Consider the following 11,554-nt stretch of genomic DNA (forward strand, 5'->3'; position numbering starts at 1 on the left):
TTTTTTCTTAGGATGGTTCAAGAAAAAATTTTTATACAAAAAAAACTGAGAGTAAATTTCTACTCTCAGTTAAAACTATTTATATCTTCTTTTGAACGAACAACATTTGGACTAAATGCTGATGTGCCCTTTTTACTTTTCTTAAGGCAAACCACCATAAGAAGAGCATGAATGGAACCATTATATATGTCCATCTGCCTTCAATTGTAAATATAAAATTATAAATCACATGCAATACAATTGGCGCGAAAAGAGCTAATAGTCGATGTTGCATTGATAAATCTTTTTTAGCAAACTTAGCTCTGCCCAAATAATACCCCATCACAACTCCGAATAATGCATGACTAGAAACTGGCATTAACGCTCTCATAAAGGCTGTATCAACGCCAAATGATAACATATACAAGATATTTTCAACTGTTGCAAACCCTAACGAAATACTAACTCCGTATAAAATACCATCATATGGGTCATCAAATTCAATATGGTGATAAATCGCGATCATTAAAATAAACCATTTAAAAAATTCTTCCACTACTCCCGAAAAGAATACATCTTGAATCATTAAATTTGAAAAAATTTGTTCCTCTGTCATTATATATTGCAAAAATAGAATAGGAAAAGTTAAAATTGCGCCATATATAAAAGTATGGAACAATGTTCTTCTAGGCTCCGTTGCCATCTGATTACGTAGATAGAAAAAGCTAAAGAGAGCTAGAGCAGGAGCAATGGATACTGATAAGAGTACGAACATTTAGTAGCTCCTTTCAATCCATCTCATTTTATTATACCATTCTATTAGTATGGTAATGAAAATTCAGGGGGATTTGTTATGAAAAAAACAATATTACTAATTCACACTGGCGGTACAATCTCTATGCATGTCAGTCAAGAATCAGGCGCTGTTGTACCTGATACCATTAATCCATTAAAGAAAGAAAGTAAAAAACTAGAGTCAATTGCTCATATTATTGAAATTGAAGCTTTTAATTTACCTTCTCCACATATTACTCCTCAAAAAATGCTAGAATTGAGAGATTTAATCTTACATACGATCAAAGAAAATCGTATCGATGGCATAGTTATTACCCATGGGACAGATACACTAGAAGAAACTGCTTATTTTCTTGAGCTAACGACAAAATTGGAAATTCCGATTGTTTTAACAGGTGCTATGCGTTCTTCAAATGAATTAGGAGCAGATGGTGTCTATAACTTAGTAGAAGCAGTGAGAGTAGCTTCTTCGGAGGATGCCAAAAACAAGGGCGTTTTGGTCGTGATGAATGATGAAGTTCATTCGGCAGTGAATGTCACGAAAACTTCAACAAGTTCAGTCTCCACATTTCAATCACCACAATATGGTCCTCTTGGTTTAGTGACAAAAACGATGATTCATTTCCATCAGTCTCCGATGAAAAGAGAGTATGTAGAAGTTTCTAAACTTGATAAAAAGGTTGCGCTATTTAAAGTATTTGCAGGTATGGATGCAGATTTAATCCATGCAGCTATTGATTATCATTACGATGGTGTTGTATTAGAAGGGCTTGGTCAGGGCAATATCCCACCCGCAGTTTTACCAGTTATTGAAGAATTACTTCAACTACATATCCCGGTAGTTTTAGTCTCTCGTTGCTTTAACGGTATAGCACAAGGTGTTTATGGCTATCAAGGTGGAGGTAAAATGTTAGAAGATATGGGTGTTATTTTTGCATTGGGATTGAATGGTCAAAAAGCTCGATTGAAATTATTAATTGGACTTAATCAGGTCGATGAGCCAATAGATGTAAAGAAATTTTTCGTATAAAATTTACACATCTTATAAAACAGTTTGAGTTTTACTTATATTCTTAAAAGAAAAGCAAGTAAGTTCGTTCTCTTTCCTTCCGAGCATCGAACTTGCTTGCTTTTCTTTTAGTTAATCATTAATGTTTTCCTGTATACATTTAGCAATTAGCTCTCCATGGAAACGTCCATTTTCAATAAAGATTTCATTGGCATTGTTTCCAGCAGCAATCACACCTGCGATAAATAATCCTGGTACATTTGTTTCCATTGTTTCTGGATTAAATGTCGGACGGCCTGTTTCTACATCTTCTGTAACACCCATCTCTTGAATAAAAGTATGATCTGGATGATAGCCTGTCATGGCAAAGACATAATCATTTTTTATAGTAAGTTCTTGCCCGTCTTTCGTTATTATAACTTCATCTTCTTTAATCTCTTTAACATTCGTATTGAACATCATATTAATTTCACCATCTCGAGCAAGTGCTGCGAAATCAGGTAGAACCCAAGGTTTAATACTTGATGAATATTCTGAGCCTCTGTAAACAACTGTTACACGAGCTCCAGCTTTATATAGTGCTAACCCAGCATCAATAGCTGAATTCTTCCCACCTATTATTAATACATCTGTATCAAAGTATGGATGGCCTTCCTTAAAGTAATGATGAACTTTAGGCAGCTCCTCACCTGGAATATTCATATAATTTGGATGATCATAATAACCCGTAGCAATAACAACATAAGGTGTTTCATAAGTTTCTTTATCTGTTTGAACGATAAATTTATTATTTTCGGGTGTTACTTTTTTAACTGTTTCAAAACGATTTATTTTAATATTTTTTCTTTTTACCACTTCACGATAATAGACTAGTGCTTGGTTTCTCTTTGGTTTTTGTTGTTCAATGATAAACGGAACATCACCAATTGCTAATTTCTCACTTGAACTAAAAAATGTTTGGTGGGTAGGATAATTATAAATCGCGTTCACGATATTACCCTTTTCAATTACGATTGGGTTTAATCCAATCTCTTGTAGTGAAATAGCAGCTGCTAATCCACAAGGGCCTCCTCCAACAATAATCGCATCTTGTTGTTGCATAAAACCGGTCACTCCTTAAAAATACATTTCGAATTACAAGAAATGTTGTCGAATAATTATAATTGTTTATTATACGCTTGCAGACAATAAAAAAACAGGCATGTGTGCTAATTCACATACCCGTCAAATTATTATTGAGCTGGAATTGCAATCGTTGTTCCTGGTGAAACAGTATCGCCTGTTATTCCATTTGCTTCTTTTATAATAGCGACCCCAGCGTCACTACCATAAAATTTTATCGCGATACTTTCAATTGTTTCTCCCTGTTTTACATTATAAAGTCTTCCTGCTGCCTTTGCCTCATTATAAATTTGTTGTTGTTTTTCTTTGGCTGCAGCATCTTCTTTTTCCTTTTGTTGAGCCTTTTCCTTTTCAGCTTTTTCTTTAGCTGCTGCTTTTTTTGCAGCAAGTTTCTCTGCCCTTTCCTTTTCCGCTTGTTCTTTTTTGGTTAGTTTTTCATCATCATTCGATACTTTAGTAGCATCTTTAGACTGACCATTGTCGTTCGTTTCTATTTGAATTCCGCCATTATCAATCTCTGCTTTTTTACTATTTTCATCTTGCATAAAATAGCCATAGTAAATAAGTGTTGACACCGGAAGTAAGATAAAAATAATCGCTAATAACGTAACTAATCTATTTTTATGATTATTTTTCTTATTCTTATTCTTTTTGCCGTGAAGCTTACTTCTAGTCATTCTTGAAGGGTTGGTCTCTTGTTCAGACTCAATATTGATGGCTTGGCGATGTTCCTCAATTTTTTCACGATAATCTTCTTGAGACATCTTATTATATCCCTCCATTTATTCAGTAATAATACTATTATGACGAAATAATAGTTAAATGTAAATGTATGTTCAGTTACAAGTTGGGAAGTATCAAGTGCAACCTTTCCACCCATGTGTTTAGTTCTTTTTTCTCTGTCATACCATTTCTCTTTTTAATAATATCATTATAATTTATTCCACAATTATGACAGCAATTCGATGGTTTTTGTTCCAACTTTTGATCAAAATATGCAACTAGATGCTCTCGTAAACAATGATCTTCTTTTACAAAAGTTGCCACTTGTGAAATTTGCTCTACTTTTTGTTGTTTTAAACTATTCAATTTTTGGATAGCTTTTTCTGGAGGTAATTGTTCCATCCAGTATGATAGTACTCGATATCCTGTCTCACTAATTTGGTTTAGATCGAGCATTTTTTTAGGATTCTCTCCTCGTTTCACATATTCTTCGTAAAGGCCTACATGAAATGATTCTGGTAACTCTTCAGTTGCAATATATTGTGTGTATTCTTCATCTTTAGGACTATAAACTAAAATGGCTAATGCATCATCACCATTACGTCCAGCTCTACCAACTTCTTGCATATAGTTTGCCATTGTTGCAGGTATATGATCATGAATGACTTGACATACATTATCTTTATGAACCCCCATTCCAAAAGCTGTTGTCGCACAAATCCATTCCAATTCATCAGCTAAAAATTGTTGTTGAATAAATTGACGATCTAAAGCACCCATCCCAGCGTGATATGCTGCAGCTTGAATATGATGTGCTGTTAAAGCTTCCGCATAGGCAACCGTTTTTTTCCTCGATTGTGTATATATAATTCCAGGACCTTCAGTCTTAACGATATGATCAATAATCCAATTGAATTTTTCGTCAACTGATTGTGTTTTTACTATATCATAGTGTAGATTTGCTCTTTCTACAGAATGAATATATTCAAACGGCTGAACAATATGTAAATAATTTTTAATATCATTGACTACCTCTTTTGTGGCAGTGGCACTTAATGCTAATATTGGTGGCCGATGTTGTTTCGGAATCCATTCTGTAATTTTTAAATAATCAGGTCTAAAGTCAAATCCCCACTGAGATATACAATGTGCTTCATCAACTACGATTAATGAAAATTGGATTTTTTGAAACTCTTTTTGAATGATAGGTAGAGCAAGCATTTCGGGTGATGTAAATATAAAACGATAGTTTGTAAGATGTTGTAATACTTTCTGTTTTTCGTTTGCTTTCAAAAATGAATTTAACGCTACAACTCTTTTTTCACCAAAGCGTTTCAATTGTTCAACTTGGTCTTGCATTAATGAAAGTAAAGGCGAAATGATTAACACGGGACCATTTAATATATAACCTGGAAGTTGATAGCAAAGAGATTTCCCCATCCCTGTTGGAAGAAGAGCAATTACATCTTGACCTTGCAACACAGCTTCTATGACTTCTTTTTGACCAGGTCTAAACGTTGAATAGCCGAAGTGTTGCTGCAATAATTGTTCAAGCTCGTACATTGTATTCTCCTCCTTTTGCTGCGATGACTAATCGAATTTGAAAGTAAGAAAATTGTGGGATTTGTTCCCTGATTATTTTTAATCTTTTACTTTCTGTTGTACTTAATACATCCATAACCTTTTCAACATCTGCCTCATCTATAAATTGATGTAGAGGAAAATCCCTTATAATCATTGCCATTTCAACAAAGTGATCTTCTATTGTACTTGTTTTCAAGTGTCTCATCATTGCGATTTGTTCAAGTGAATATCCTCGTTTAAACAAGTCTGCTGTTTTTTGAGTAGAATCTGTCAATAAATTTTCTATCCGAATATTTTCCGTTAATCGGTATAATAATGGAAACTGTGCAGATTCTAGAGTTAGTAGATCGAGCCATGTATGTAATAACTCCACAAACATAAATTGTACATCAAGTTCCCCACAATCGAACTGACTAGCAAGCTGTTGCCAAGTCCATCCTGTAAGATGAAAACCCGTTAAACGAAACATAACAATTTGCTTTGCTTGTTCTGATATGTGTAAATTTTTAATAGAATTTTCTATCTCGTTTCTAAATTGCAAATGGAAACTAGGGTCCTTATATGGGTGACGCATCAAGAAATATTTCACCCAAGCTTGAATTTCTTCATCCTTTTGAATCGGATTAAACCGAAAATCCTTTACTTTTACATATGAGAAGGTTTGTACGATTAGCGATAAACGTTTAAAAAACACATGTTCATTGCCTCTATAAAACCAACCATTAAAGTGAAATGCATTTGACTTTTCTAGAACATCCTTTCCTCTTGTTGTAAGTTGTAGAGTCTTTTGTTCATCGTAAAAAACCCAACCATTTTCAATTAATTGTTCAAAAGCTTCAAGGTATTGTTGTTTCGAAAGTTTCGGCATAATACTAAAATAAGCTTCTAATCCAAATGTTCCTACGTCTTGAATTGTCTGCCCTGACCGCTTCCCGCAAATTAGATGAAATGCAGCAGTTTCAGAGCGTTGTCCATCAAATTTTTGAAATATATCTAACATTAATTGCTGTAAATACATCGATATTCCTCCGATAAAAAGTAATTTAGGTTGAAATGTGAGGAAAAGCGTTTTAGAATAAATAAGTAGCTATTGGGATTGATAGTAAAAGGAGAGATTTAAAATGGCTAAATTTACCATTGTCGATCAAGATACATGTATCGCATGTGGTGCATGTGGGGCAGCAGCACCAGATATTTACGATTACGATGATGAAGGTATTGCCTTCGTTATTTTAGATAATAACACGGGGACTACTGAAGTTCCAGAAGATTTAATGGAAGATATGGAAGACGCATTTGAAGGATGCCCAACTGACTCTATTAAAGTTGCAGACGAATCATTTGAAGGGGACCCTCTTAAATACGAATAATCATTTAATAGATTGTATTTATGGTCATAAAGTGCAAGGGAAAAGATTCTTTTCTCTTGCACTTTTTTATTTGAGTTTGTCAACTATTTTGTTAAACAAGGTAGCGTAATTTCTTATTGCATTCTTTCTTCTGATAAGGTAGTATTTTAGTATCAGGTACTAATAGTAACTAATACAGGAGGCTATTATGGATAATTTATTACAATTAAAAGATAAAAATATCGTGGTCATGGGTGTTGCTAACGATCGAAGCATTGCTTGGGGAATAGCAAAAGCTCTATTTTCAGTTGGCGCAAACGTTATTTTCACATATCGTAAAGAACGTTCTTTAATGAAATTAGAAAAACAACTTGCTAAATACGAAGATTTGCAACCACTTGTCGTACAATGTGATGTAAATAGTGATGAAAGTATACAACAAGCATTCCAAGAAATTGGTGAAAAAGTCGGAACGATTCATGGGATTGTCCACTCAGTTGCTTTTGCACATGCAGATGATTTAAAAAATCGTTTTATCGAAACTTCACGTGATGGTTATGCATTTGCTCAAGATACGAGCGCTTACTCGTTAATCTCCGTTGCGAATGCTGCTAAACCATACATGACAGAAGGTGGCTCTATTGTAACGATGTCTTACTTAGGAGCTGAACGTGTACTTGAAGGTTATAATGTAATGGGTGTAGCAAAAGCCGCACTAGAAGCTTCTGTTAGATATTTGGCTGCTGATGTTGGTAAGGAAGGTATTCGTGTCAATGCTATTTCTGCAGGTGCTATTAAAACTTTAGCTGCAAAAGGTGTTCCATCTTTCAATAAAATATTAAATAAGATGGAAGAAACTGCACCACTTAAACGAAATGTTACACCAGAAGAAGTGGCGAATATGACCGTTGTTATGTTAAGTCAACTTTCAAGCGGTGTAACTGGAGAAGTCATCTATGTAGATGGTGGCTATAATATTATGGGAGTTTAATATTATCTCCTACTACTTTTCTTCAAATAAAAAAGAGGCATCTACTAATCAGATGTCCTCTTTTTTTATTACGATTTTATTTTGTTAATCGATTTACAATATCTTTTACGGATCCTTTTTCTACTAAATGCAAGTTTTTCCCTGCCCACATTGCTAGTAGACTGTAGAATCCTAATTCCTCTGCTCTTAAGCGAATAGTTTTTGTTAAGTCATTTTGATAAGGGTACGGCGCAATTTTATTACCTTCCATGAACACCATAAAATCATTTTCAATACCACGTGCAGGTTTTCCTGAAAAAGCACTAGTCACCGCGGTTACATCTTCTTCAGCCAATAAAATTTGATTTTTATAAACTTCTGAAGCACCACTTTCTTCACTTACTACAAAGGATGTTCCAATCTGTACAGCTTCTGCTCCCGCTTCAATCGCCTGTTGCATTTGTTCTTTTGTTGCAATTCCTCCGGCAGCAATAATAGGAATTGTTATTTTACCTTTTGTTCCTTCAAGGAGCTCTTGTAGTGAGACAAATTGGAATGGTTCGATAAATGACCCTCGATGTCCGCCTGCTTCTTCGCCTTGTAAAACAACTGCATCTAAGCCACATTCTTGTACTAATAACGCTTCTTCAATGGTAGTAGCGGTTCCAATTGTGAAAATATCATGTTCATGTAGTTTTTTTAAGATTTCTTCTGAAGGTAATCCAAAAGTAAACGAACATACTTTCACGCCCTCTTCAATAATGGCATCAACTTGTGCATCGAAATCTGTAGTCGATAGAAGCGCCCCTTCTTCAGCAATCATTAATTTTTTTCGGTATGGTTTTAATACATTATAAGCTTCCTCAAGTTCTTCTTTGCTAGTGTTAACCTTATTCGGTACAAATAGGTTAACTGCAAACGGTTTTGTTGTTTCACTTTTTACCGCTTTGATAAACGCTCTTGTAACATCAGCATTTAAATAACCTGCTCCGATAGAACCTAAAATTCCTGCTTCCGCACTTGCAATAACCATTTCTGGTGTTGTTACACCAGCCATCGGTGCTTGAATTATTGGCCATTTCATATTTAATTTTTCTACTAACGTCATTATAATACCTCTCTTAACTTTTTAGGATTTTTTAATTCAATTATTTAAGTAAAACAAATTACTGCAAAATGCTCTATATAAAAAGTAGTCATTAAATACTGTAACATAAAGGAGAAAAATCCTTGACTAAAATCTCTTACATTCTATAAATTTAAAACTATTCACTTTCTATCACATTAAAGTTAACTAGCCCATTTCCCTTGTGTCTATTTTGTGAACTAACATGAAATCGTAATTTATTAAAAAGATTCTACACTTAATGTAAAACGATGTAAAATGATCTTTATTTAAAAATAAGCTAAGAATTAAGAAAAATAGCGTTTTCATAAGAAATGAAAATCTTACATAAGATTGTAACTATGTTCTATCAGCCTCAAATAATTTTTTTGATTTTTTCTTAATTAATGAAGGATTTTACGTTTATAGGTAGTATTTCTACAAAGTAAGTGTGTTTTTTACATCAAGTATTCCTAGGAGGCTATTTACTATGTTCCAACCTTATGAAACGAAACATTATTATGATGAAATGCTTGAAAATAATGCACCAAAAGATCATTATAAAGCATTTTACGAAAAATTATCAGAATTCTCTGAAGATGAATTACGACAAAAGAATGACGCAGCACAGTCAAGTTTTCTAAAACAAGGAATTACCTTTACAGTATATGGTGCAGAGGGAGGAACCGAACGAACAATGCCCTTTGATTTTGTACCAATCATTATTACTCACAAAGATTGGGAAATAATAAAAAAGGGTATGACGCAACGTGTTGAAGCACTTAACCATTTTTTACATGATATTTATCATGATCAAAAGATATTAAAAGCAGGAATCATACCTGCTGCACTTGCTCTTAATAACCCTTATTACTATAAAGAGGTTATTGGTGCTAATATACCTCTAAATAACCATATTTTCTTAGCAGGCATCGATTTAATCCGCGATGAAAACGGAACATATCGTGTACTAGAAGATAATTTGAGAAATCCTTCAGGGATGTCTTATGTCTTTAAAAATCGCGCAATTATGAAACAGGTATATCCGGAATTCTTTTCTAAATACTCTTTACATACATTTGAACATCAACTTGCAACAATGAGAGAAGCTCTTCTTTCACACCGTCCTAAAAACTTGGCAGCAGATCAAGATCCTCATGCCGTGTTGTTAACTGCAGGTATTTATAATTCTGCTTATTACGATCACGTTTTCCTAGCAAAACAACTTAATATAGCCCTTGTTGAAGGTAAGGATATTATTGTTAAAGACAACATAGTTTATATGAAAACAATTCGGGGGTTAGAGCGAGTAGATATCATTTACCGTCGTATCGACGACGATTTTTTAGATCCTACTGTATTCCGTGAAGATTCTTTACTTGGCGTACCTAATATTTTGGAAGCTTATAAAAAAGGTAATGTAGCTATCTTAAATGCAGTCGGCAATGGTGTTGCTGATGATAAAGCCATATATTCTTATGTACCTGATATGATCCGTTATTATCTAAACGAGGAGCCTATTATAGAAAACGTAGAAACATATATGCTGACGAATCCAGAACAGCGTGAATGGGTACTTGAACACCTTCATGAATTAGTCGTAAAAAACGTAGGTGCTTCTGGTGGCTATGATATGTTAATCGGTCCACATGCCTCACCTGAAGAAATCGATCAATTCCGTGAAAAAATATTGGAAAATCCATCTCAATACATTGCACAACCTACTATCAAGCTTTCTCGAGCACCTGTCTATCAAAATAACCGTTTCTATCCTTGTCATGTGGATTTACGAGTTTTTGTGATGAAAGGCAAAGAAACAAATGTTTTACTTGGAGGATTATCGCGAGTCGCCTTAAAAGAAGGTTCACTTGTCGTGAACTCTTCGCAAGGAGGAGGAGCAAAAGATACTTGGGTATTAAAGGAGGAAGCTCATTATGTTAAGTAGAGTTGCAGGATCATTATTTTGGATGGCACGTTATAGTGAACGAACAGCAGCTAATGCAAATATCATCCGTATCCAGCTTACAAATATGTTGGAGGAATCCGGATATGATATACCATATTTAGAAGATTGGAAAGTAATTTTGAATATTTGTGGTTCTTCAAACGAATTTCTTCACAAATATAACAGACTATCAGTTCGAAATTTAAGTGATTACTTGCTCTATTCAAAAGAAAATTTAAACTCGATCATAAACACAACGTCTAATGTACGTGAAAATGCAAGAATTACGCGTGATATAATTCCACATGCACTATGGGAAGAGTGGAATGAGCTATATCTTTCTATAAAAGATTATCAACATACAAACAAGTTTTCATTATTAGAAGCAAATAAAGTTCTTGAAAAGGTAAATCATACTTTCCTTACATCAGCAGGTATTATTAATACCCTCATGTCTCGTGATGAAAGCTATCATTTCTTTAAAATTGGTCGTTGGATTGAACGCGCAGAGAAAACAACGATTATTTTAAACGAATTACTTCAAAAACAAAAACATGAAGTAAGAAATTGTTCTGCAACTTTTAGTTTACAATTGACACAGACTATAGAGGATTATTCAAAAAAACATAGAATTTGTAATACTGAACATGTTTTGAAATACTTATTAAGTGATGTCACATGTACACATTCCATTACCTATTGCATACAACATATAAAACAAAGTTTATCGATTATTGAGCAAAATAATGTCAATGGTCGCATCTATCCCCTACTGCAAGAAATACAAGCCTTACAACAAGCAACAGAAGTTGACCATGCACACTTGACGAATGAGCAACAGAAAAGTCTATTACAGGATTTACTAAAAAGATGCATTGCAATAGGAAGTGTTTTTTCAAATGTATATTATTTAGACGTAGCCTATGCAAATTTGGAAGTTAGTAGTGAATTCCGGTAACTCTATACAGTCAAA

The 11,554-nt window shown here is 34.0% G+C and carries 11 protein-coding genes; 5 read left to right on the top strand and 6 right to left on the bottom strand.

Features of this window, described 5'->3' with window-relative positions; genetic code table 11:
* Positions 1-79 precede the first annotated feature (79 nt).
* A complete protein-coding gene (prsW, locus tag D1606_RS17140; protein ID WP_119417237.1) occupies positions 80-754 on the bottom strand; it encodes a glutamic-type intramembrane protease PrsW in 675 nt (224 codons plus the stop codon).
* Positions 755-832: 78 nt separating this feature from the next.
* Between prsW and D1606_RS17145 the strand changes: the two genes are divergently transcribed.
* Complete coding sequence (locus D1606_RS17145; protein WP_119417238.1) at positions 833-1,804, top strand: asparaginase; 972 nt, start codon at positions 833-835, stop codon at positions 1,802-1,804.
* A gap of 111 nt (positions 1,805-1,915) precedes the next feature.
* Here the strand turns inward: D1606_RS17145 and D1606_RS17150 are convergent, their stop codons facing one another.
* The 4 genes from D1606_RS17150 to D1606_RS17165 all read right to left on the bottom strand — a co-directional run bounded on the left by D1606_RS17150 (position 1,916) and on the right by D1606_RS17165 (position 6,230).
* Positions 1,916-2,884 carry a YpdA family putative bacillithiol disulfide reductase gene (locus D1606_RS17150; protein ID WP_119417239.1) on the bottom strand — a complete coding sequence of 323 codons (969 nt, stop codon included), beginning with the start codon at positions 2,882-2,884 and terminating at the stop codon, positions 1,916-1,918.
* A gap of 131 nt (positions 2,885-3,015) precedes the next feature.
* Positions 3,016-3,669, bottom strand: a complete 654-nt coding sequence (locus tag D1606_RS17155) for a LysM peptidoglycan-binding domain-containing protein (protein ID WP_158582419.1) — start codon at positions 3,667-3,669, stop codon at positions 3,016-3,018.
* A 76-nt stretch (positions 3,670-3,745) separates the two neighbouring features.
* Positions 3,746-5,191, bottom strand: a complete 1,446-nt coding sequence (locus tag D1606_RS17160) for a RecQ family ATP-dependent DNA helicase (RefSeq protein ID WP_119417241.1) — start codon at positions 5,189-5,191, stop codon at positions 3,746-3,748.
* Positions 5,178-6,230 carry a YpbB family protein gene (locus tag D1606_RS17165; RefSeq protein WP_119417242.1) on the bottom strand — a complete coding sequence of 351 codons (1,053 nt, stop codon included), beginning with the start codon at positions 6,228-6,230 and terminating at the stop codon, positions 5,178-5,180. The genes D1606_RS17160 and D1606_RS17165 overlap by 14 nt, the downstream gene beginning before the upstream one ends.
* A 103-nt stretch (positions 6,231-6,333) precedes the next feature.
* Between D1606_RS17165 and D1606_RS17170 the strand changes: the two genes are divergently transcribed.
* Complete coding sequence (locus D1606_RS17170; RefSeq protein WP_119417243.1) at positions 6,334-6,582, top strand: ferredoxin; 249 nt, start codon at positions 6,334-6,336, stop codon at positions 6,580-6,582.
* A gap of 187 nt (positions 6,583-6,769) precedes the next feature.
* Positions 6,770-7,552 carry an enoyl-ACP reductase FabI gene (locus D1606_RS17175; RefSeq protein WP_119417244.1) on the top strand — a complete coding sequence of 261 codons (783 nt, stop codon included), beginning with the start codon at positions 6,770-6,772 and terminating at the stop codon, positions 7,550-7,552.
* Between the two features lie 76 nt (positions 7,553-7,628).
* On the opposite strand, the gene D1606_RS17180 is transcribed toward D1606_RS17175, so the two are convergent.
* Positions 7,629-8,639, bottom strand: a complete 1,011-nt coding sequence (locus tag D1606_RS17180) for an NAD(P)H-dependent flavin oxidoreductase (RefSeq protein ID WP_119417245.1) — start codon at positions 8,637-8,639, stop codon at positions 7,629-7,631.
* Positions 8,640-9,126: 487 nt separating this feature from the next.
* Here D1606_RS17180 and D1606_RS17185 point away from each other — a divergent pair, with 487 nt between their 5' ends.
* Entirely contained in the window at positions 9,127-10,581 is a 1,455-nt protein-coding gene (locus tag D1606_RS17185) for a circularly permuted type 2 ATP-grasp protein (RefSeq protein WP_119417246.1), read from the top strand.
* Positions 10,571-11,539 (top strand): alpha-E domain-containing protein, encoded by a 969-nt coding sequence (locus D1606_RS17190; RefSeq protein WP_119417247.1) that lies wholly within the window; start codon positions 10,571-10,573, stop codon positions 11,537-11,539. The genes D1606_RS17185 and D1606_RS17190 overlap by 11 nt, the downstream gene beginning before the upstream one ends.
* Positions 11,540-11,554 lie beyond the last annotated feature (15 nt).

This window comes from Rummeliibacillus sp. POC4 (assembly GCF_003576525.1).
In the GTDB taxonomy this organism is placed as follows: domain Bacteria; phylum Bacillota; class Bacilli; order Bacillales_A; family Planococcaceae; genus Rummeliibacillus.